The organism is Streptomyces sp. NPDC036813 (assembly GCF_055609245.1).
The window spans coordinates 341,375-363,717 of record NZ_JBVJPV010000004.1 but is presented as its reverse complement, the minus strand read 5'-3'; the positions used below and the strand labels follow the sequence as shown (position 1 = coordinate 363,717).

General features: G+C 70.7%; 17 protein-coding genes. 4 read left to right on the top strand and 13 right to left on the bottom strand.

Annotated features, from left to right (window positions below):
• Positions 1 to 51: 51 nt before the first annotated feature.
• The 12 genes from pgi to ACZ67Q_RS11565 all read right to left on the bottom strand — a co-directional run bounded on the left by pgi (position 52) and on the right by ACZ67Q_RS11565 (position 15,053).
• A complete protein-coding gene (gene pgi / locus ACZ67Q_RS11620; protein WP_471179693.1) occupies positions 52 to 1,701 on the bottom strand; it encodes a glucose-6-phosphate isomerase in 1,650 nt (549 codons plus the stop codon).
• A gap of 196 nt (positions 1,702 to 1,897) precedes the next feature.
• Positions 1,898 to 2,233, bottom strand: a complete 336-nt coding sequence (locus tag ACZ67Q_RS11615; protein WP_003957010.1) for an RNA polymerase-binding protein RbpA — start codon at positions 2,231 to 2,233, stop codon at positions 1,898 to 1,900.
• Between the two features lie 217 nt (positions 2,234 to 2,450).
• Positions 2,451 to 2,687 (bottom strand): preprotein translocase subunit SecG, encoded by a 237-nt coding sequence (gene secG / locus ACZ67Q_RS11610; RefSeq protein ID WP_361637529.1) that lies wholly within the window; start codon positions 2,685 to 2,687, stop codon positions 2,451 to 2,453.
• Positions 2,688 to 2,795: 108 nt separating this feature from the next.
• Entirely contained in the window at positions 2,796 to 3,572 is a 777-nt protein-coding gene (gene tpiA / locus ACZ67Q_RS11605; protein WP_471179690.1) for a triose-phosphate isomerase, read from the bottom strand.
• Between the two features lie 6 nt (positions 3,573 to 3,578).
• Complete coding sequence (locus ACZ67Q_RS11600; protein WP_471179688.1) at positions 3,579 to 4,790, bottom strand: phosphoglycerate kinase; 1,212 nt, start codon at positions 4,788 to 4,790, stop codon at positions 3,579 to 3,581.
• 146 nt (positions 4,791 to 4,936) lie between these two features.
• Positions 4,937 to 5,944 carry a type I glyceraldehyde-3-phosphate dehydrogenase gene (gene gap, locus ACZ67Q_RS11595; RefSeq protein WP_391678129.1) on the bottom strand — a complete coding sequence of 336 codons (1,008 nt, stop codon included), beginning with the start codon at positions 5,942 to 5,944 and terminating at the stop codon, positions 4,937 to 4,939.
• Positions 5,945 to 6,302: 358 nt separating this feature from the next.
• Complete coding sequence (locus ACZ67Q_RS11590) at positions 6,303 to 9,251, bottom strand: M14 family metallopeptidase (protein ID WP_471179685.1); 2,949 nt, start codon at positions 9,249 to 9,251, stop codon at positions 6,303 to 6,305.
• Between the two features lie 190 nt (positions 9,252 to 9,441).
• Positions 9,442 to 10,431 carry a DNA-binding protein WhiA gene (whiA, locus tag ACZ67Q_RS11585; RefSeq protein WP_471179682.1) on the bottom strand — a complete coding sequence of 330 codons (990 nt, stop codon included), beginning with the start codon at positions 10,429 to 10,431 and terminating at the stop codon, positions 9,442 to 9,444.
• Positions 10,422 to 11,489, bottom strand: coding sequence for a gluconeogenesis factor YvcK family protein (locus ACZ67Q_RS11580; protein ID WP_471179680.1), 1,068 nt, complete (start codon positions 11,487 to 11,489; stop codon positions 10,422 to 10,424). Before ACZ67Q_RS11580 ends, whiA begins: the two co-directional genes overlap by 10 nt.
• On the bottom strand, positions 11,486 to 12,445 hold the full coding sequence (gene rapZ / locus ACZ67Q_RS11575; protein ID WP_471179678.1) for an RNase adapter RapZ: 960 nt from the start codon (positions 12,443 to 12,445) through the stop codon (positions 11,486 to 11,488). The genes ACZ67Q_RS11580 and rapZ overlap by 4 nt, the downstream gene beginning before the upstream one ends.
• A complete protein-coding gene (gene uvrC, locus ACZ67Q_RS11570) occupies positions 12,442 to 14,535 on the bottom strand; it encodes an excinuclease ABC subunit UvrC (RefSeq protein WP_471179675.1) in 2,094 nt (697 codons plus the stop codon). Before uvrC ends, rapZ begins: the two co-directional genes overlap by 4 nt.
• 110 nt (positions 14,536 to 14,645) lie before the next feature.
• Positions 14,646 to 15,053 (bottom strand): Rieske 2Fe-2S domain-containing protein, encoded by a 408-nt coding sequence (locus tag ACZ67Q_RS11565; RefSeq protein WP_471180109.1) that lies wholly within the window; start codon positions 15,051 to 15,053, stop codon positions 14,646 to 14,648.
• A gap of 205 nt (positions 15,054 to 15,258) precedes the next feature.
• Between ACZ67Q_RS11565 and ACZ67Q_RS11560 the strand changes: the two genes are divergently transcribed.
• A complete protein-coding gene (locus tag ACZ67Q_RS11560; RefSeq protein WP_471179673.1) occupies positions 15,259 to 16,317 on the top strand; it encodes a LacI family DNA-binding transcriptional regulator in 1,059 nt (352 codons plus the stop codon).
• 67 nt (positions 16,318 to 16,384) lie between these two features.
• On the top strand, positions 16,385 to 17,293 hold the full coding sequence (locus ACZ67Q_RS11555) for a carbohydrate kinase family protein (RefSeq protein WP_471179671.1): 909 nt from the start codon (positions 16,385 to 16,387) through the stop codon (positions 17,291 to 17,293).
• A 175-nt stretch (positions 17,294 to 17,468) separates the two neighbouring features.
• Here ACZ67Q_RS11555 and uvrA read toward each other — a convergent pair whose 3' ends face one another.
• Entirely contained in the window at positions 17,469 to 20,486 is a 3,018-nt protein-coding gene (gene uvrA, locus ACZ67Q_RS11550) for an excinuclease ABC subunit UvrA (protein ID WP_471179668.1), read from the bottom strand.
• Positions 20,487 to 20,708: 222 nt separating this feature from the next.
• Between uvrA and ACZ67Q_RS11545 the strand changes: the two genes are divergently transcribed.
• Positions 20,709 to 21,524: a maleylpyruvate isomerase family mycothiol-dependent enzyme gene (locus ACZ67Q_RS11545; protein WP_471179666.1), complete on the top strand. Its 816-nt coding sequence runs from the start codon at positions 20,709 to 20,711 to the stop codon at positions 21,522 to 21,524.
• Positions 21,525 to 21,572: 48 nt separating this feature from the next.
• Positions 21,573 to 22,229: an MBL fold metallo-hydrolase gene (locus ACZ67Q_RS11540; RefSeq protein ID WP_471179664.1), complete on the top strand. Its 657-nt coding sequence runs from the start codon at positions 21,573 to 21,575 to the stop codon at positions 22,227 to 22,229.
• Positions 22,230 to 22,343 lie beyond the last annotated feature (114 nt).

The following is a 22,343-nucleotide window of genomic DNA, read 5'->3' as shown; positions in this document are numbered from 1 at the left end:
GGGCCTCGGCGGCGCAAGGACTACGGCCTCCGCCGCCGACGCGGCCCGGACTCAGCGCCCGCGCAGCGCTCGGTACGTGGACACCAGGGTCTTCGTCGACGCGTCCAGGCCCGCCACGTCCGCTCCCTGCGTCAGCGCCGGCTCGATCCGCTTGGCGAGGACCTTGCCCAGCTCCACGCCCCACTGGTCGAAGGAGTCGATGTTCCAGATCGCGCCCTGCACGAACACCTTGTGCTCGTAGAGCGCGACCAGCTGTCCCAGCACCGACGGCGTCAGCTCGCGCGCGAGGATCGTGGTCGTCGGGTGGTTGCCCCGGAACGTCTTGTGGGCCACGAGTTCCTCCGGCACCCCTTCCGCACGCACCTCCTCGGGCGTCTTGCCGAAGGCCAGCGCCTGCGTCTGGGCGAAGAAGTTGGCCATCAGCAGGTCGTGCTGCGCCTTGAGGCGGTCGCTCAGCTCCGCCACCGGCTCGGCGAACCCGATGAAGTCCGCCGGGATCAGCTTGGTGCCCTGGTGGATCAACTGGTAGTACGCGTGCTGCCCGTTGGTGCCGGGTGTTCCCCACACCACCGGGCCCGTCTGCCACTGCACCGGCTGCCCGTCGCGCCCCACCGACTTGCCGTTGGACTCCATGTCCAGCTGCTGCAGATATGCCGTGAACCTGGACAGGTAGTGCGAGTACGGCAGCACCGCGTGCGACTCGGCCCCGTGGAAGTTGCCGTACCAGATGCCCAGCAGGCCCAGCAGCAGCGGCACGTTGGCCTCGGGCGGCGCCGTGCGGAAGTGGTCGTCGACGACGCGGAAGCCGTCGAGCATCTCCCGGAAGCGGTCCGGGCCGATGGCGATCATCAGCGACAGGCCGATCGCGGAGTCGTAGGAGTAGCGTCCGCCGACCCAGTCCCAGAATTCGAACATGTTGGCCGTGTCGATGCCGAACGCGGCGACCTTCTCGGCGTTCGTCGACAGCGCGACGAAGTGCCGGGCGACCGCGGCCTCGTCACCGAGCGCGCCCAGCAGCCAGGCCCGCGCGGACGTGGCGTTGGTGATCGTCTCGATCGTGGTGAACGTCTTGGAGGCGATGATGAACAGCGTCTCGGCCGGGTCCAGGTCGCGGACGGCTTCGTGCAGGTCGGCGCCGTCTACGTTGGACACGAAACGGAACGTCAAGTCCCGCGCGGTGTAGGCCCGCAGCACCTCGTACGCCATCGCGGGGCCCAGATCGGAGCCGCCGATGCCGATGTTGACGACGTTGCGGATCCGCTTGCCGGTGTGGCCGGTCCACTCGCCGGAGCGGACCCGCGCGGCGAAGGCGCTCATCTTGTCGAGCACCGCGTGCACCTGCGGGACGACGTTCTCGCCGTCCACCTCGACGACCGCGCCCCGCGGGGCGCGCAGCGCGGTGTGCAGGACCGCCCGGTCCTCGGTGATGTTGATCTTCTCGCCGCGGAACATGGCGTCCCGCAGGCCGAACACGTCCGCCGCGGCGGCCAGCTCGCGCAGCAGGCGCAGGGTCTCGTCGGTGACCAGGTGCTTGGAGCAGTCGATGTGGAGGTCACCGACCCGCAGCGTGTACGCGGTGCCGCGTCCGGGATCGGCGGCGAACAGATCCCTCAGGTGCGTCCCGGCCAGCTCCTCGCGATGCTTGGCGAGGGCGGCCCATTCGGGAGTCCGGTGGAGCCTCGTGCGGCCGTCTGCGTTCATGTCCGACGTCAGCCTTCTTTCGTACCTGTCCCAGCGGTCCCAACCTATTCGATCACCGGGCGGCACGAGCCGTCGTGGCGTGGTCGTCCGGTGCGACAACGGGTACGTACGGAGGGCGCGCGGGTGTCAGGTAAGGAGTGCGCCGGGGCGGCACACACGTCCGGCCGGGCGCCCCGAGGTGCCCGGCCGTCAAGTGCTAGATCTCGCCCCGCAGTTTGGCGAGTGCCTCGGCGAGGATCGCCTCGCCGTCCGCGTCGCTGCGCCGCTCGCGTACGTACGCCAGGTGCGTCTTGTACGGTTCGGTGCGCGGCGGGTCCGGCGGGTTGTCCCGGTCCTGCCCGGCCGGGAAGCCGCAGCGCGGGCAGTCCCACGTGTCGGGCACCTGCGCGTCGCTGGCGAAGCTCGGCTGCGTCTCGTGCCCGTTGGAGCACCAGAAGGAGATGCGCAGCCGGGGCGCGGACTCGCCGCGCTCGGCTTCGCCCATCGGCCCAGCCCCGACCCGGCTTCCTCGGATCGCGTTGCCACTTGCCACGGTCGTAACTCCCTGCGTGATGGTGCCGCGAAGCTAGTCGGCGTTTCGCTTCGCCGCGAGCGCCTCAGTCTACGTAAGGCCCAACGCGCGTCCAGTGAGGGGAGTTACAGCCTCCCGGCACGCAGACGCAAGCCCCATGATAGGCCGCGCTCCGCGGCGCGTACCGACCATGGGGCTTTACGTAGGGGAATGTGCGTGATGTGCGTGATGTGCGCCGTCAGCTGTTCGACTTCATGACGATGCCGAGGACGATGATGCACGCGAGCCACAGCAGACCGACCACGACGGTGATGCGGTCGAGGTTGCGCTCGGCGACCGAGGAGCCGCCGACGGAGGACTGCACGCCGCCGCCGAACATGTCGGAGAGGCCGCCGCCCTTGCCCTTGTGCATCAGCACCAGCAGCATCAGCAACAGGCTGAAGACGATCAGGGCGATCGAGAACCCCAGAACCACGGCTGGACCAACTTCCTCGGTAACGGATGGACGACGGGGGCCGGCGGACATCCTCCGGCCCCCGCAAGGGTACGACGAAACGTCGTCACCGCATACTCACAGCTCGCCTCACTGATCGCGGAAGCGCACGATCTTGACGAACTCGTCGGCGTCCAGCGAGGCGCCGCCGACCAGCGCGCCGTCGATGTCGGCCTGCGCCATGATCTCCGCGACGTTGCCGGCCTTGACGGAGCCGCCGTACTGGATGCGGACCTTCTCGGCCAGCTCCTGCGAGTACAGTTCGGCGAGCTTGGCGCGGATCGCGGCGCAGACCTCCTGGGCGTCCTCGGCGCCGCAGACCTTGCCGGTGCCGATGGCCCACACGGGCTCGTAGGCGATCACGACGGACTCGGCCTGCTCGGCCGGGACGTCCTTCAGGCCGCCCTCGACCTGGGTGAGGGTGTGGGTGACGTGGTTGCCCGCCTCGCGGACGTCCAGCTCCTCGCCGACGCACAGGATCGGGGTCAGGCCGTTCTTGAAGGCGGCCTTGACCTTGGTGTTCACGATCTCGTCGGTCTCGGCGTGGTACTGGCGGCGCTCGGAGTGGCCGACGGCCACGTACGTGCACTTCAGCTTGGCCAGCATCGGGCCGGAGATCTCACCGGTGTAGGCGCCGGAGTCGTGCGCCGAGATGTCCTGGGCGCCGTACTTGATCTTCAGCTTGTCGCCGTCGACCAGGGTCTGCACGGAGCGCAGGTCGGTGAAGGGCGGCAGGACGGCGACCTCGACGGCCTCGTAGTCCTTGTCGGCCAGGGCGAAGGCGAGCTTCTGGACGTGGGCGATGGCCTCGAGGTGGTTGAGGTTCATCTTCCAGTTGCCCGCCATCAGCGGCGTGCGAGTGGTCATGCGGGGTCAGTCCTCCAGTGCGGCGAGGCCGGGGAGCGTCTTGCCCTCGAGGTATTCGAGGGAGGCGCCGCCCCCGGTCGAGATGTGGCCGAACGCGTTCTCGTCGAAGCCGAGCGTGCGCACGGCGGCGGCGGAGTCACCGCCGCCGACGACGGTGAAGCCCTTGGACTCGACGAGGGCCTGGGCGACGGCCCGGGTGCCTCCGGCGTAGTCGGGGTGCTCGAAGACGCCCATGGGACCGTTCCAGAAGACGGTCGCGGCGTCGGCGAGCTTCGAGGCGTACAGCTCCCGGGTCTTCGGGCCGATGTCCAGGCCCTCCTGGTCGGCCGGGATGGCGTCGGCGTCGACGGTGGTGAACGTCGCCGGGGCCTTGGTCTTCAGGTCCGGGAACTCCGGGGAGACCAGCACGTCGACCGGCAGGACCAGCTCGACGCCGCTCTTCTCGGCGCGCTCCATGTACTCCTGGACGACCGGGACCTGGTCCTCCTGGAGCAGGGAGATGCCGACCTCGTAGCCCTTGGCCTTGAGGAAGGTGTACGCCATGCCGCCGCCGATGAGGAGGCGGTCGGCCTTGCCGAGGAGCTGGTCGATCACGGCGAGCTTGTCGGAGACCTTGGCGCCGCCGAGGGCGACGACGTAGGGCCGCTGGACGTCCTCGGTGAGCTTCTTCAGGACGCCGACCTCGGTGGCGATGAGGTAGCCGGCGTAGTGCGGGAGCTGCTTGGGCAGGTCGAAGACGGAGGCGTGCTTGCGGTGCACGGCGCCGAAGCCGTCGCCGACATAGGCGTCGGCGAGCGCGGCGAGCTGCTCGGCGAAGGCGGCGCGCTCGGCGTCGTCCTTGGACGTCTCACCGGCGTTGAAGCGCAGGTTCTCGATGACGGCGACCTGGCCGTCGGCGAGGCCCGCGACGGTGGCCTTGGCGGAGTCACCGACGGTGTCCGTCGCGAAGGCGACGTCGCCGCCGAGGAGCTCGCCGAGGCGCGCGGCGGCCGGGGCGAGGGAGAAGGCGGGGTCCGGCGCACCCTTGGGGCGGCCGAGGTGGGAGGCGACGACCACCTTTGCGCCCGCGTCGGCGAGGGCCTTGACGGTGGGCAGCACGGCGCGGATACGGCCGTCGTCGGTGATGGTGCCGTCGGCGAGCGGCACGTTGAGGTCGGCGCGGACGAAGACCCGCTTGCCGCTCACGCCGTCGGCGAGAAGTTCGTCGATCGTCTTCATTGCTGGGGACTCTCCTGAGGAGGGCTCGTGGTGCTCCGTGATCGTAAAGGGGACCGGTCCTGTACGTGCGTCAGGGCCCGGCCGGTACGCGACGGTGCGCACCGACCGAGCCCTGCTGGCGCATCGAGATGCCTACAAAGAGGCGATCAGAGCTGGTTGCCGACGAAGACCGTGAGGTCGACGAGGCGGTTGGAGTAGCCCCACTCGTTGTCGTACCAGCCGATGACCTTCACGTTCTTGCCCTCCTGGACCATGGTCAGGGAGGAGTCGAAGGTGCAGGACGCCGGCTCGTTGACGATGTCGGACGAGACGATCGCGTCCTCGGTGTACTCGAGGATGCCCTTGAGCTCCCCCTCGGCGGCCTTCTGGAAGGCGGCGTTGACCTCTTCCTTGGTAACCTCGCGGGACAGCTCGACGACGAGGTCGGTGACCGAGCCGGTCGGGACCGGAACGCGCATCGCCATGCCGTCCAGCTTGCCCTTGAGCTGCGGCAGCACCAGGGCGGTGGCCTTGGCGGCACCGGTGGTGGTGGGAATGATGTTCTCGGCGGCGGCACGGGCGCGGCGCAGGTCCTTGTGCGGGAAGTCCAGGATGCGCTGGTCGTTCGTGTACGCGTGCACCGTCGTCATCAGGCCCTTGACGATGCCGAAGTTCTCGTCGAGCACCTTGGCCATCGGCGCCACACAGTTGGTGGTGCAGGAGGCGTTGGAGATGACGTTGTGGTTCGCCGGGTCGTAGGTGTCCTGGTTGACACCCATGACGATGGTGACGTCCTCGTTCTTCGCCGGGGCGGAGATGATGACCTTCTTGGCGCCGCCTGCGATGTGCTTCTCGGCGTCTTCCTTCTTCGTGAAGATGCCGGTCGACTCGATGACGATGTCGACACCCAGCTCGCCCCAGGGGATGTCGGCGGGGTTGCGCTCGGACAGGACCTTGATGGTCTTGCCGTCGACGGTGATGGTGTCCTCGGTGTGCGTGACCTCCTGCTTGAGGCGGCCGAGGATGGTGTCGTACTTCAGCAGGTGTGCGGTGGTCGCGGTGTCACCCAGGTCATTGACAGCCACGATCTCGATGTCGGCGCCCTGCTCAAGCAGCGCGCGGAAGTAGTTACGACCGATGCGGCCAAACCCGTTGATGCCTACGCGGATCGTCACGAACCGATCTCCTCGCTGGGTACGCCGGCCATGCGGAGCCGGCGAGCTCTGTTTGGGATGTCCCCGACCACCCCCGACCCTACCTCTCCGAGACCCCCGGAGTGACATCGAGATGCCACATACGCGGGCAGGCGGTCCGTACCCGCCGGTAGGGGTACGGACCACGTGGATCGGCGATGGATTCGCCCGGGTTTACTACGAAATGCCTACCCTTATTGACGCCGTTGTCACTCGTTCGTGAGCGGGTCGGCTCACCTGATACGGCCCCTTTTCATGCACCCCTGAGACGGGCTGCGCTCACCTGTGGAACAACAGGGGTCGCATCTGTCAACGTTGCCTGCGTCACCCACTCGAAACATCACCGGCGAAGCGCGGCGAACGCCCTTCCGAGGAGTGCCGCGCGGTCGGCCGCGGACGTCAGGTGCTCCAGTCCGAAGCCCAGCAGCACGGTGTCCTTCGTGGTGACCGCGCCGTAGGTGCGGAACAGCGTCCCGGTGCGGGTCCAGTCCTTCAGGACGGCCGGGCTGCCCGCCGGCGGACCGGCGGCCTTCCAGGCGCCCAGGGACGTCTCGAACCCCTCGGTCTCCCGCACGCTCCCGCCGGTGACGAGCTGGACGTCGTCGGCGAGCACGCCGTGCCCGCCGGTGCCGGGGTCGGTGACATAGCTGAGCGAGACCTCGACGCTGCGGCCCGCGTACGCGCCCAGGTCGAAGCTCACCTGCTGCCAGCCGCTGGAGGCGCCGGTGAGGCTGTTCCAGGCCCCGGTGGTGCCGGTCGCGGTGCAGCCGTTCGCCGTCAGGGTCAGGTAGTGCTTCAGCCACGGGTGCTCACCGACGTAGAAGCCGCCCCCGCACTCCTCGGGCACCGCCTGACGCGTGGCCCCGCCGGACTCCGGCAGCGTCGTCCAGTCGTCGGCGCCGGCGCTGTGCGCCTCGAGCAGCGCGTGGTCGTAGCCCGGCTCGGTGTCCCACAGCAGCCGCATCCGCAGCGTGGGCTGGTCGGCGGCGGTCACACCGGTGAGGTCGACGGTGCGGGTGAGCCGCTTGTAGGCGTCGTCCGTGTGCACTGCGGCCGCCATCGACGTACCCGTGTACGGCCCGTAGGGGTTGACGGTCCCGGCGAACTGGCCCGCGCCCGCGCTCGCGAACTGCGGATAGGTGGCGACGGGCAGCTCCTCGGAGGTCACGCTGTACGTCCCCGCCTTGTCCAGCGGGTTGCCCGGCGCCCCGGCCAGCGGTCCCGTGAAGCCGTTCAGCGCACCGGAGCCGGTGAATCCGGTGGCGCCCGGGGTGGAGGTACGCGAGTACGCCCCCAGGTAGTACTGGCTGAAGTCGTCCGACAGGGTGCCTCCGCCGAGGTCGACGCTGCCGCCGGCCCGCTCCCCCGCCTCGATCAGCTTGCCGCCCTCGTTGAGGTAGGCACGCAGCTGGAGCTGGGTGGCGTTGCCGGGGACGGCGGCGCCCGTGTAGTGCACGACGGTCCGGAAGTGCTTCAGCACGCCCAGCGAGTCGGGCGCGCCCTGGGTGGCCACGTCCCAGACGACGGCCCGGTGCCCGGCCGCCTTGAGCGCGTCCGCGTACATCTGCGCCTGGGTGGCCTTGGCGCCCTCCTCCGCGACGACGAGGGTGTCGGCGCGGGGCCGCTCGGCGACGGTGTAGGTGAAGTGCTCGCTCGACGTGGGCCTGCCGCTCTTCGTCTCGCCGGTGAACCACACCTCGACCTTCTCGCCCGGATCGCCGTCCTCGATCGTGGCCCGGTACTCGTCGAAGTACAGGTTGTCGGCGCCGCCGTAGCGCTCACCGCCCTTCCACGGCCGCAGCGCCATGTCGTGCACCCGGCCGCCGTCGACGCGGTACTTCAGCTCCTTGTCCCGAACCGACTTGCGTACGACGACGGAGACCTCCTGGTCGCCGCGGCGGGAGTAGGACGTGGTGAACGGCGCCGGGGTGAAGTCGGCGGCGCTCAGGCCGACCGAGGACGCCGGGCGGTCGGGGTGGGCGGCCGTCTCGGCGACGGACAGCGCGAAGGGGACGTTCTTGGCGAACTCCTGCTGGATCAGCTTCTCGTCGTCCGGGAAGGTGAAGACCGAACGGCAGTCGGCCGCGTTCCAGGCGTCGTTCGGGTCGGCGTCCGACGCGGTCTGGCAGGTCGACATCTCCGGGGTGAACATCGCCGTGCCGTTGACGTTCCCCGCGTGGCCGTCCGCCTCGCCGTTGGTGGTGTACAGCTCCGAGGAGACCTGCGGGTGGTAGCCGGGGATCGCGGAGTGCTCCGGGGTGCCCGCGAGCGCCTTGTACAGGACGTCGTCCGGGGTCGGGGTGGCGACCTGCCAGCCGACGCCGTAGAGCAGCAGCTCGGCGGCGGAGTGGTAGTTGATGGCGTACCGGAAGCCGACGCGCTTCTCGAAGGCGTCCAGCGCCCGGGTCTCGGGCTCGGAGGCCGGCGCGGCGCCGCGGTAGGTCTCGCTGGTGGGGTTGGGCGACGAACCCTCGTCGTCGTAGCCCCACTTGTAGGCGAAGTTGCGGTTGAGGTCGACGCCGTCGCCGGTGGAGATGACGCCGTCGCCGTTGACGTCCCGCAGGTTCTTGCGCCACAGGCGCGTGCTCGCGTCCTTGAAGGTGTAGTCGTAGCCGTCGGGATTGGCCGAGATCACGAACCACAGCTCGGTGGAGTCGACGATCTTCCTGATACGCCGGTCGGTGGCGTAGTGGTCCAGGTAGTGGTGGAGCAGCCGGCGCGTCATCTCCGGTGTGATCCACTCGCGCGCGTGCTGGTTGGACATGTAGAGCACGGCCGGCTTGGAGCCGTCCCTGGTCCTCTTCGCGTTCTTGGTGAGCTTGACCGCGAGGATGTCCTGGCCATTGACCGTCTTGCCGATGGAGACCACCTTGGTCAGGCCGGGGTGCTGCTGTCCGGTGCGAACGATCTCCTCCTTGAGTCCCCCGGGCCCGCTGTACGGCCGGAAGACGCCCTGAGCGGCGCTCTTCAGGCGTGTGTCGGAGCGGGCGGACAGGGTGTGCTCGGTGAGTGCGACGCCCTGCGCGCGCAGCTTGTGAGCCTGCTCGTCGGTGAGGTAGACCTCGACGGCGGCCCTGCCGTGCCGCGGGGCGCGCGCGCCGAGTTCGTGGGCGTCCTGTCCGGCGGCCAGCAGCAGGGGTACCTGCTCCTCGGTGACGTCGGCGCGGAAGACCTTGATCTCGTCCGTGTCGTGGGTGGGTGACGGTTGTGCCTGGGCGATGGGTGCGAGGCTCGCTCCGCCGAGCAGGAGCGCGCCGACAGCGAGGATCGATCTCGCTCTGGGTCTCATGAACCCCCCTAGCAGTGGTTCGCCACGGCGGCGAATGGTTGCCAGGCTCATGTCACTGCATGATCGAGTCAAGAGCGCCTCAAGGACACGGAAAACGCCGGTGGCTTGGACCTGAACGGCCCAAGCCACCGGCGTCGGTGAGGGTTCGTCAGCCGGCGAGCTTGCCGGCCGGCTCCTCGATGAGGGTTCGTCAGCCGACCAGGTTGTCGGCCAGCTCCTCGCTCAGGTTGGCCTCCGTGCCCGGGATGCCGAGGTCGGAGGCGCGCTTGTCGGCCATGGCGAGCAGCCGGCGGATACGGCCCGCCACGGCGTCCTTGGTCAGCGGCGGGTCGGCGAGCGCGCCCAGCTCCTCCAGGGACGCCTGCTTGTGGTCCATGCGCAGGCGGCCGGCCGCCGCGAGGTGCTCGGGCACGTCGTCGCCGAGGATCTCCAGCGCGCGCTGCACCCGGGCGCCCGCGGCGACCGCGGCGCGGGCGGAGCGGCGCAGGTTGGCGTCGTCGAAGTTGGCCAGCCGGTTCGCCGTGGCGCGCACCTCGCGGCGCATCCGGCGCTCCTCCCACGCCAGCACCGACTCGTGCGCGCCGAGCCGCGTCAGCAGGGCGCCGATCGCGTCGCCGTCACGGACCACGACCCGGTCCACCCCGCGCACCTCACGGGCCTTCGCGGCGATCGAGAGCCGGCGCGCGGCCCCGACCAGGGCGAGCGCGGCCTCGGGGCCGGGGCAGGTCACCTCCAGGGAGGAGGAGCGGCCGGGCTCGGTGAGCGAGCCGTGCGCGAGGAAGGCGCCCCGCCAGGCGGCCTCGGCGTCGCAGGTGGCCCCCGAGACCACCTGCGGGGGCAGGCCGCGGATCGGCCGGCCCCGGCCGTCCACCAGACCCGTCTGGCGGGCCAGCTGGTCACCGCCCGCGACGACCCGCACCACGTACCGCGAACCGCGGCGCAGCCCGCCGGGGGCCATCACGATCAGCTCCGAACTGTGGCCGAAGATCTCCAGGATGTCCCGCTTGAGCCGGCGGGCCGCCATCGCGGTGTCCAGCTCCGCCTCGATCACAATGCGCCCGCTCACCAGGTGGAGGCCGCCGGCGAACCGCAGAATGGCGGAGACCTCCGCCTTCCTGCAGCAGGTCCGGGTGACGGGAAGCCGGGAGATCTCGTCCTTCACCGCTGCCGTCATCGCCATGGGCCGATCCTTCCATGCATCCGAAAAATACGGTCGTACGCGGCGGCCAGCAGCTCGGGGTCGTGCCGGGGAGTTCCGTCCGTCCGCGCCACCGGCGCCAGCTCGACCGCGGCGCCGAGCCGCTTGGCGGCCTCGGTGAGCGAGTCGCGGTCGGGCACGGCGGCCTCGTCGGCCAGCACCACGTCGAGGGCGAGTTTAGGGGCGTGTCGCCCCAAAACCTCCAAATGACGCTGCGGGGAGAAGCCTTCGGTTTCCCCGGGTTGCGGCGCGAGGTTCAGCGACAGCACACGGCGTGCCTTGGTCTGGGTCAGCGCGTCCAGTAGTTCGGGCACCAGCAGATGCGGGATCACCGAGGAGAACCAGGAGCCGGGGCCGAGCACCACCCAGTCCGCGTCCAGCACCGCCTCGACGGCCTCGGGCACGGCCGGCGGGTCGTGCGGCACCAGGTGGACCGACTGCACCTCGCCCGGGGTCAGTGCCACGGTGGCCTGCCCGCGCACGGTGTCCACGTCCTCGGGGCGCTCCGGGTCGTGCCCCTTGACCAGCGCCTGCAGCTCCAGCGGTACGGCCGACATGGGCAGCACGCGGCCGTGCGCGCCGAGCAGCTTGCCGACCAGGTCGAGCGCCTTGACGTGGTCGCCGAGCTGTTCCCACAGGGCGACGATCAGCAGATTGCCGACCGCGTGCTCGTGCAGCTCGCCCTGGGACTGGAAGCGGTGCTGGATGACCCGCGCCCAGGTCTGCCCCCACTCGTCGTCGCCGCACAGCGCGGCCAGCGCCTTGCGCAGATCACCGGGCGGCAGCACGCCCAGTTCGTCGCGCAGGCGTCCGCTGGAGCCGCCGTCGTCGGCGACGGTGACGACGGCCGTGAGGTCGCCGGTGATCCGGCGCAGTGCGGCGAGCGAGGCGGACAGGCCCATGCCGCCGCCGAGGGCGACCACCTTGGGCTGGGTGCCCCGACGGCGCGGCCGTGCGCCGCGGACCTCGACGGGCCGGCTCGCACGCCCTTCCGGCACGACCCGGCGCAGCCGGCTCAGCCGGGGAGTACGTCGCGTCATTCCCGTCCCATGTCCCGGTGTACGACCACCGTCTCCACACCCTCGGCGGCGAGCCGCGCGGCGAGCTTCTCCGACATGGCGACCGAGCGGTGCTTGCCGCCGGTACAGCCGACCGCGATGGTCACATAGCGCTTGCCCTCGCGCCGGTAGCCGGCGGCGACCAGCTGGAGCAGCTCGGTGTAGCGGTCCAGGAACTCCTTGGCACCGGGCTGGTTGAAGACGTACGCGGCGACCTCCTCGTTGATCCCGGTGAAGGGGCGCAGCTCGGGCACCCAGTGCGGGTTGGGCAGGAAGCGCATGTCCACGACCAGGTCGGCGTCCACCGGCAGGCCGTACTTGAAGCCGAACGACATCACGGTGGCCCGCAGCTCGGGCTCCTCGTCACCCGCGAACTGGGCGTCCATCTTGGCGCGCAGCTCGTGCACGTTGAGGCTGGAGGTGTCGATCACCAGGTCGGCGTCGCCGCGCAGCTCCCGCAGCAGCTCGCGCTCGGCGGCGATGCCGTCGACGATCCGGCCGTCGCCCTGCAGCGGGTGCGGGCGGCGCACGGACTCGAAGCGGCGCACCAGGGCCTCGTCGGAGGACTCCAGGAAGACGATCCGCCGGGTGACGCCCTTGCTGTCGAGGTCGGCGAGGGACTCGCGCAGATTGTCGAAGAAGCGCCGGCCGCGCACGTCGACGACGACGGCGATCCGTGCGACGTTGCCCTGCGAGCGCGCGCCGAGCTCCACCATCGTGGGGATCAGGGCGGGCGGGAGGTTGTCCACGACGAACCAGCCGAGGTCCTCCAGACACTTGGCCGCGGTCGAGCGGCCCGCTCCGGACATGCCGGAGATGATCACCAGCTCGGGGATGGCCGCGTCGGGAACCCCGGGCGTCTCGCCATTCGTGCCCGTACTCACGTGTGCTCCGTCTCCGCCTTGGCCCTGTTGCCCGTCGTGCTTGTTCACGGTCATGTCTCCTGCCCCCGTCGTTCGTCCGGGGCGCCCGTCGTCACGGGTTCCCCGTCGGAACCCATGGTGCCGGGTTCCTCTTCAATGATCTCTCCGGTCGCCGTGTTCACGGCGGGTGCGGCCGGGGACGCCTGGGCGAGGGCCACGGCGACCGTCTCGGCCGTCTTGCGGCCTATGCCGGGGACCTCGCAGATCTGGTCGATGGTGGCCGCGCGCAGCTTCTTCAGCGACCCGAAGTGCTTCAGCAGGGCCTGCTTGCGTGTCTCGCCGAGGCCGGGCACGTCGTCCAGGGGGCTGGCGCGGAAACGCTTGGCCCGTTTGGTGCGCTGGTAGGTGATCGCGAAGCGGTGCGCCTCGTCGCGGACGCGCTGCAGCAGGTACAGGCCCTCGCTGGTGCGGGGCAGGACCACCGGGTCGTCGTCGTCCGGCAGCCAGACCTCCTCCAGGCGCTTGGCGAGGCCGCACACGGCGACGTCGTCGATGCCCAGCTCGTCGAGGGCGCGCTTGGCGGCCGCGACCTGCGGCTGCCCGCCGTCGACGACGACGAGCTGCGGCGGGTAGGCGAACTTCCTGGGGCGGCCTTCTTCGTCCTTGAGGCCGTTCGCCTCGCCGGGACTCTCGGGCAGGCCGCCCGGGCCGTCCGACCCGTCGACGGCGCCGTGACCGTCCTCGTCGGCCCACTCGCCCGTGCGTTCCTTCTCGGCGAGGTAGCGCCGGAAGCGGCGGGTGATCACCTCGTGCATGGAGCGGACGTCGTCCTGGCCCTCGAAGCCCTTGATCTGGAAGCGGCGGTATTCACCCTTGCGGGCGAGTCCGTCCTCGAAGACGACCATGGAGGCCACGACGTCCTGCCCCTGCAGGTGCGAGATGTCGTAGCACTCGATCCGCAGCGGGGCGCTGTCCAGCTGGAGGGCGTCGGCGATCTCCTCCAGGGCGCGCGAGCGCGTGGTGAGGTCGGAGGCGCGCTTGGTCTTGTGCAGCACGAGCGCCTGCTGGGCATTGCGCTGCACGGTCTCCATCAGCGCCTTCTTGTCGCCGCGCTGCGGGATGCGCAGCGACACGTTCGACCCGCGGCGGCCGGTCAGCCACTCCTGCACCGGCTCCAGCGGGTCGGGCAGCGCCGGCACCAGGACCTCCCGGGGTACGGCGTCTCCGCTCTCCTCGCCGTAGAGCTGTTGCAGGGCGTGCTCGACGAGGGCGCCGGTGGTGATCTCCTCCACCTTGTCGGTGACCCAGCCGCGCTGGCCGCGCACGCGTCCGCCGCGCACGTGGAAGATCTGCACGGCCGCCTCCAGCTCGTCCTCGGCGACGGCGATGAGGTCGGCGTCGGTCGCGTCGGCGAGCACGACCGCGTTCTTCTCCATGGCCTTCTTCAGGGCCCCTATGTCGTCCCGCAGACGTGCGGCACGCTCGTACTCCATCTCCTCGGCCGCCTCCATCATCTGCTTCTCCAGACGACGCAGGTAGGTGCCCGTGCGGCCGGCCATGAAGTCGCAGAACTCCTCGGCCAGCTCCTGGTGGTCCTCGGGGGTGATGCGGCCGACGCAGGGGGCGGAGCACTTGCCGATGTAGCCCAGCAGGCAGGGGCGGCCGGTGCGGGAGGCGTTCTTGAAGACGCCGGCCGAGCAGGTGCGCACCGGGAAGACGCGCAGCAGCAGGTCGACGGTGTCGCGGATGGCCCACGCGTGCGCGTACGGACCGAAGTAGCGCACGCCCTTCTTCTTGTGACCGCGCATCACCTGAACCCGCGGGAACTGCTCGTTCATCGTCACCGCGAGGTAGGGGTAGCTCTTGTCGTCGCGGTACTTGACGTTGAAGCGCGGGTCGTACTCCTTGATCCAGGAGTACTCCAGCTGCAGCGCCTCGACCTCCGTGGACACCACCGTCCACTCCACGGACGCGGCCGTGGTCACCATCGAGCGGGTGCGGGGGTGCAGGTTCGTCAGGTCCTGGAAGTAGTTCGCCAGGCGCTGACGCAGGCTTTTCGCCTTTCCGACGTAGATCACCCGGCGGTGCTCGTCGCGGAACCGGTACACCCCCGGGGAGTCCGGGATCTCACCCGGCCTGGGGCGGTAGCTGGAGGGGTCGGCCATGTCTCACACCCTACTGGCGCGCACCGACAGCGCGGCGCGGCTGTGGACGACGCCGGGCGGTGTCCGGGGCGTCGGACGCAGCGGCGTTCCGGGGCCGCCGTGCCGGGGTGTCAGGCCGAGGGGTTCGCCACGATCCGGCCGTTCTTGACCTGGACCGGCAGCTCCTTGAGCGGCTCGGTGGCCGGGGAGCGCAGCACCTTGCCGGTGGTGGCGTCGAACTGGCTGCCGTGGCAGGTGCAGGTCAGCCTGGTGCCGTCCAGCTGGGCGATGGGGCACTGCGCGTGCGTGCAGATCGTGCTGAACGCCTTGAGCGTGCCGGCGGTGTCCCGGCCGACCACCACGTTGTGCTTGCGGTCCAGCTTCGCGCCGCCCTTGGGGACCTCGCTCTCGGGGCCGACGTCCACGGGCCCCTCGGACTCGGACTGCCCGGAGCAGGCCGCGAGGCCCAGCCCGGCGGCGGGGACGGCGGCGGCACCCTTCAGCAGGGTGCGGCGGCTGGGGACCGGGCTGCCGGACATGAGGTTCTCCATGGGTTCGGACGGTGCTGCGTGGCGCACGATACCGCCCTTGATCGGGCCGCGGTTCGTCGGCTCCCTGGCTGGAGCGCCGCCGGAGTGCGGCACCAGCGGAGGACGTAAACGCTTGCGCAAGCGTTTACGTCCGGCCCGCGGATCGGATAGCTTCCGTCCCAGGCCCGCACCGGAGCCGGAAAGGAGACCCCGCATGCCCACCATGGCCGACGTCGCGCGCTCGGCCGGTGTGTCCGTCGCGACCGTCTCGCACGTCCTGAACAGCACCCGGCCGGTGCTTCCGCGGACCCGCCAGGCGGTGCTGGACGCCATCGACGCGCTGGGATACACCCCGAACACGCTGGCCCGCTCGCTGGTGACGTCCCGGACCCGGTCCATCGGCCTCGCGGTCTCCGCGATCAGCAACCCCTACTTCACCGAGATCCTCCAGGGCGTCGAGGCGGCCGCGCTGGAGGAGGGCTACAGCCTGCTCATCGCCGATCCGCACGACGAGCCCGGGCACGAGCGCCGGGTCGTGCAGCTGCTGCACGAGCGCCGTGTCGACGGGGTGATCGTCGCGCCGTCAGCCCGCCCCGACGACCTGGTCGCCTACCTCGCCCGCCACGCCGTGCCCACCGTCTTCCTGGACCGCGCCGTCGACGCCCCCGCGGACCCGGCCTTCCGCTTCGACCAGGTGCATGCCGAGAACGCCGCGCCGACCGCCCGTCTCGTCACCCATCTCGCCGGACTCGGGCACTGCCGGATCGGCCTGGTCGCCGGGCTGCCCGGGCTCAGCACCACCCGGGAGCGGATCAGCGGCTACCGGCACGGTCTCGCGGCCGCCGCTCTGCCCTACGACGAGCGGCTCGTCGTCCACGGAGACTCCGAGGCGGGCGGCGCCGAGCGGGCCACCGCCGAGCTGCTGACGCCGGCCGCGCCGCCCACCGCTCTGATCAGCGCCAACAACGCGATGACCATCGGCGCCCTGCGGGCCCTGCGCGCCCGGGGCCTGACCGTGCCCGGGGACATCGCGCTGTGCTGCTTCGACGACTTCGCCTGGGCGGATGTGTTCTCCCCCCGGCTGACCACGATCGCCCAGCCCAGCAGGGAACTGGGCACCACGGCCGTCCGCGTGCTGCTGGAGCGGCTCGCCGAGCCGGAGCGGCCCGCGCGCACCGTGCGGCTGCCCTGCTCCTTCGTCCACCGCACCTCGTGCGGCTGTCCGGAAGAGCCGGCGGCGCCAACGCCGGGGGCTTCAACGCCGGGCGAGTGAAAGCCGCACACGGAGAGCCCCGCACACAAGAGCCCTCGCACCACAAGCCCCAGAGAGGAACCGTCGCATGATCGTCGTCGCCGGTGAGGCCCTGATCGACCTGGTACCGCAGGGCACGGGTGCCCTCGCCGCCCTGAGGCCCGCCCTCGGCGGCGGGCCGTACAACACGGCGGTCGCCCTGGGGCGGCTGGGCTCCCCCACCGCGTTCTGCTCCCGGGTGTCGCGGGACGCCTTCGGCGAGGCCCTGCTCGACGGGCTGCGCGCGGCCGGGGTGGACGTCTCGGCCGTGCAGCGCGGCCCCGAGCCGACGACTCTGGCCGTCGCCACGATCGACCCGGGCGGCTCGGCCGCCTACTCCTTCTACGTCGAGGGAACGGCCGACCGGCTCTTCTCGGCGCCGCCCGCGCTGCCGGCCGGGACCCGGGCGGTGTCCTTCGGCACGTGCTCGCTGGTGCTGGAGCCGGGCGCGAGCGCGTACGAGGGGCTGATGCGCACCGCGGCCGCGCAGGGAGTGTTCACCGCCCTCGACCCGAACATCCGGCCGGGGCTGATCCCCGACGCGGACGCCTACCGGGCCCGGTTCAAGAGCTGGCTGCCCTTCGTGACGCTGCTCAAGCTCTCCGAGGAGGACGCCCTGTGGCTGGGCGGCACACCGCGGGAGTGGCTGTCCGCCGGTCCGTCGGCCGTGGTGATCACACAGGGCGGGGACGGCCTGACCGCGTTCACGGCGGACGGCGCGGTGCACACGGTGCCCGGCGAGCCGGTGGACGTCGTGGACACGATCGGCGCGGGCGACACGGTGAACGCGGCCCTGCTGCACGGCCTGGCCACCCGCGACGCCCTCTCCCCCACCACCCTGGCGACACTGGGCCCCGACGGCTGGCAGCAACTGCTGCGGTACGCGGCCCGCGCGGCGGCGGTCACCTGCTCCCGCGCGGGCGCGGAGCCGCCGTACGCCCGCGAGCTGGAGGACTGACCGGCGCACGCCTGGGGCCGGCGCCTGGCCGGCGCCCCGCCTGGTGTGAGGCGCCGCGCGATGCCGCTGGTGGCCGCGCGGCCCGACGCCGTCGGTGGCCGAGCGGCCGGAACAACGACGGGCGGTGCCCCCGCGGAAGGTCTCCGCGGGGGCACCGCCCGTCGGTGGGCGCGGGTCAGGCCTTGCGCGCCCGCGTCGTCTTCGCCGCGGCCGTCTTCCTGGCCGTGGCCGTCTTCCTGGCAGCCGTGCTGTCGACCGCCTTGGTGGCGGTCTTACGGGTCCCCGCTGCCGCGGCGACGGTCTTGGCCGGCGCCTTCCGGCGGGCCGCGGGCACGGTGGCGTCGCTGATCCGGTCCGCGCCGAGGATCTCCCGCAGGAACTTGCCGGTGTGGCTGGCCGGAACCGCGGCGACCTCCTCCGGCGTGCCCTCGGCGACCACCAGACCGCCGCCGGCGCCGCCCTCCGGGCCCATGTCGACGAGCCAGTCGGCGGTCTTGATCACATCGAGGTTGTGCTCGATGACGATGACCGTGTTGCCCTTCTCGACCAGGCCGGAGAGCACCTTCAGCAGCTTGCTGATGTCCTCGAAGTGCAGACCGGTGGTCGGCTCGTCCAGGACGTAGACAGTGCGGCCGGTGGAGCGCTTCTGCAGCTCGCTGGCGAGCTTGACGCGCTGCGCCTCACCACCGGACAGGGTGGTCGCGGACTGGCCGAGGCGGACGTAGCCGAGGCCGACGTCGTTCAGCGTCTTCAGGTGGCGGTTGATCGCCGGGACCGCCTCGAAGAAGTTCATGGCTTCCTCGATGGGCATGTTCAGGACCTCGGCGATGGACTTGCCCTTGTAGTGGACCTCCAGGGTCTCCCGGTTGTACCGGGCGCCGTGGCAGACCTCGCACGGGACGTAGACGTCCGGGAGGAAGTTCATCTCGATCTTGATCGTGCCGTCGCCCGCGCAGTTCTCGCAGCGGCCGCCCTTGACGTTGAAGGAGAAGCGGCCCGGCATGTAGCCGCGCACCTTCGCCTCGGTGGTCTCGGCGAACAGCTTGCGGATGTGGTCGAAGACGCCGGTGTAGGTCGCCGGGTTCGAACGCGGGGTGCGGCCGATCGGCGACTGGTCCACGTGCACGACCTTGTCGACGAGGTCGTCGCCGTCGACGCGCGTGTGCCGCCCGGGGACGCCTCGCGCGCCGTTCAGCTCGCGCGCCAGGTGCGTGTACAGGATGTCGTTGACCAGGGTCGACTTGCCGGAGCCGGACACGCCGGTGACCGCAGTGAACAGGCCCAGCGGGAAGGACACGTCGATGTCCTGGAGGTTGTTCTCCCGGGCGCCGTGCACGGTGAGCTGCCGGGACGGGTCGCGCGGGCGGCGCACGTCGGGCAGCGGGATCGCCTTGCGGCCGGACAGGTACTGACCGGTCTGCGACTCCTTGTTGGCGAGCAGCTCCTTCAGGGAGCCGCTGTGCACGACCTTGCCGCCGTGCTCACCGGCGCCGGGACCGATGTCGACGATCCAGTCGGCGACCTTGATGGTGTCCTCGTCGTGCTCGACGACGATGAGCGTGTTGCCCATGTCGCGCAGCCGGACCAGGGTCTCGATCAGCCGGTGGTTGTCGCGCTGGTGCAGACCGATGGACGGCTCGTCGAGGACGTACAGGACGCCGACGAGGCCGGAGCCGATCTGGGTCGCCAGCCGGATGCGCTGGGCCTCGCCGCCGGAGAGGGTGCCGGCCGCGCGGTTCAGCGAGAGGTAGTCCAGGCCGACGTCGACGAGGAACCGCAGCCGCTCGTTGACCTCCTTCAGGACCCGCTCGGCGATCTTCTTGTCCCGGGCGGTCAGCTTGAGCCGGCCGAGGAAGTCCGCGCAGTCGCTGATCGACATCGCCGAGACCTCGGCGATCGACTTCTCCATGATCGTGACGGCGAGGACGACCGGCTTGAGGCGCGTGCCCTCGCAGGAGGGGCAGGGCACTTCGCGCATGTAGCCCTCGAAGCGCTCACGGCTCGCGTCGGACTCGGACTCGCTGTGCCGGCGCTTGACGAAGGGCACCGCACCCTCGAAGGGCGTCGTGTACACGCGCTCGCGCCCGTAGCGGTTGCGGTAGCGGACCTCGATCTGCGTCTTGTGGCCGTGGAGCAGGGCCTTCTTCGCGCGCTGCGGCAGGCCCGCGAAGGGGATGTCGGTGCGGAAGCCGAGGGCGTCGGCGAGCGCGCCGATCAGACGGTCGAAGTAGTCCTTGGTGTGACCGTGCGACCAGGGGTGGATGGCGCCCTCGTCGAGGGACTTGTCGGGGTCCGGGACGATCAGCTCCGGGTCGACCTCCATGCGCGTGCCGATGCCGGTGCACTCGGGACAGGCACCGAAGGGCGAGTTGAAGGAGAAGGAACGCGGCTCCAGCTCCTCGAAGGACAGGTCGTCGTACGGGCAGTACAGGTGCTCGGAGAACATCCGCTCGCGCTCGGGGTCGTCCTCGGGGAGGTCGACGAAGTCGAGCACGACCATGCCGCCGGACAGCCCGAGGGCGGTCTCCACGGAGTCGGTGAGGCGGCGCTTGGCGGAGTCCTTCACCGTGAGGCGGTCCACGACCACCTCGATGGTGTGCTTCTCCTGCTTCTTCAGCGTGGGCGGGCTGGAGAGCTGGACCGTCTCCCCGTCCACGCGCGCACGGGAGTAGCCCTTGGCCTGGAGGTCGGCGAAGAGGTCGACGAACTCGCCCTTGCGCTCGCGCACCAGCGGCGAGAGCACCTGGAAGCGGCTCCCCTCCGGCAGCTCCAGGACCCTGTCGACGATCGCCTGCGGCGACTGGCGCGTGATGGGCCGGCCGCACTCGGGGCAGTGCGGCTTGCCGATGCGCGCGAACAGCAGACGCAGGTAGTCGTAGACCTCGGTGATGGTGCCGACCGTGGAGCGCGGGTTGCGCGAGGTCGACTTCTGGTCGATGGAGACGGCCGGGGACAGGCCCTCGATGAAGTCGACGTCCGGCTTGTCCATCTGTCCGAGGAACTGGCGGGCGTACGAGGAGAGCGACTCCACATAGCGCCGCTGGCCCTCGGCGAAGATGGTGTCGAAGGCCAGGGAGGACTTGCCCGACCCGGACAGGCCCGTGAAGACGATGAGCGAGTCCCTGGGCAGGTCGAGCGAGACGTTCTTCAGGTTGTGCTCGCGCGCGCCACGGACGATGAGACGGTCGGCCACGCCGGTCCGCACCTTTCTTGAGAGAAGTGACAGGGGCGGGGCCCCCGTCTTTCCCAGACTAGGGGGAGCCACTGACAACGCCGGTCGGATTCATGAGTTGCCAACAAACCCCGGCTCTCCAGCATGCCCGACGCCACGACCGACCATATAGCACGTGCTTTCGATTTACGGCACTGCTTCACCGGCTTCACCCGAAGGTGTGGCGCGACTAATGTCAGCAGCATGATTGATCACGCGCATGACCTGGCGTCTGTACGTGACGCCACCGATCGGCTGCTCAGCGCAGTCGCCGAACTGGACAACGCGTCGGTGGCCGAGCCGTCACGGTTGCCCGGCTGGAGCCGCGGGCATGTCCTCGCTCACATCGCCCGCAACGCCGACGCCCTCGTGAACGTCCTCGAGGGCCGGCCCATGTACGTCTCCGGCGAGGCACGGGACGCCGACATCGAGCGGGACGCCCCGCGCGCGCTGGACGCCCAGCTCGCCGATCTGCGCGAGAGCGCCGCGCGCTTCCAGGCGGCCGGTGCGGCGCCCCAGGACTGGTCGCGGACCGTCGAACTGCGCAACGGCGTGACGGACGCCGCGGCCCGGGTGCCGTTCCGGCGCTGGGGCGAGGTCGAGCTGCACCACGTGGACCTCGGGATCGGCTACGAGCTGGAGGACCTGCCGGCCGACTTCACCGAGCGGGAGATCGACTTCCTCGCGGCCCGGTTCCGCGGACATCCCGAGGTGCCGGCGACTCTCGTCACGGACGGCACGCGCGTGTGGCGCACCGGACGGGACGGCGGGCAAGCCGCGGGCGCCAAGGGGACGGCCACCGAGGGGGCTGGCACCAGGGGGACTGACACCAAGGGGGCTGACACCAAGATCACGGACGCCGGGGTCGCAGACGCCGGGGTCACGGACGCCGAGGTCCCGGACGCCGAAGTCACCGTCTCCGGGAAGCCGGCGGACCTGCTGGGGTGGCTGGCCGGGCGGCGCGACGGGGCCGCGCTCGGCGTGGACGGCGGTCCCCTGCCGTCCCTGCCGCCCCTGTAGGAGCGGCTCCGGGTTCTCCCGCGGCGTCCCGGCGATAGGCTGACGGTCATGACGTACAGCGGACAGGTGACGGTCGGCGGCCCGGCGGACGTGCACGAGCTGAAGGACCTGATGATCACCAAGATCGCGGTCGGCCCCATGGACAACAACGCCTATCTGCTGCGCTGCCGGGCCACGGACGAACAGCTCCTGATCGACGCGGCCGCCGACGCGCACACGTTGCTCGGCATGATCGGTGACGACGGCATCGCGTCCGTCGTCACCACCCATCAGCACGGCGACCACTGGCAGGCCCTCGCGCAGGTCGTGGCGGCCACCGGCGCGCGCACCTACGCGGGCCGCGACGACGCGGAGGGCATCCCGGTGCCCACCGACGTCCTGGTGGACGACGGCGACACCATCCGTGTCGGGCAGGTCGAGCTGACCGCCCGCCACCTCGTCGGACACACGCCGGGCTCGATCGCGCTCGTCTACGACGACCCGCACGGCCACCCGCACGTCTTCACCGGCGACTGCCTCTTCCCCGGCGGTGTGGGCAACACCCGCAAGGACCCGAAGGCGTTCGCGAGCCTGATCCACGACGTCGAGACCAAGATCTTCGGCGTCCTGCCCGACGAGACCTGGGTCTACCCGGGCCACGGCAACGACACGACGCTGGGCGCGGAGCGGCCGCATCTGCCGGAGTGGCGCGCGCGGGGCTGGTGACGGACGTCGAGGGACGCGCGGAGGTCCGTGCGCCCCTCTCGTGAACGCCGTGCACGTGAGGCCGTTCACGCGACTGCAAACACCCGTTCCCAGTATGCGGACAGACGTCGACGT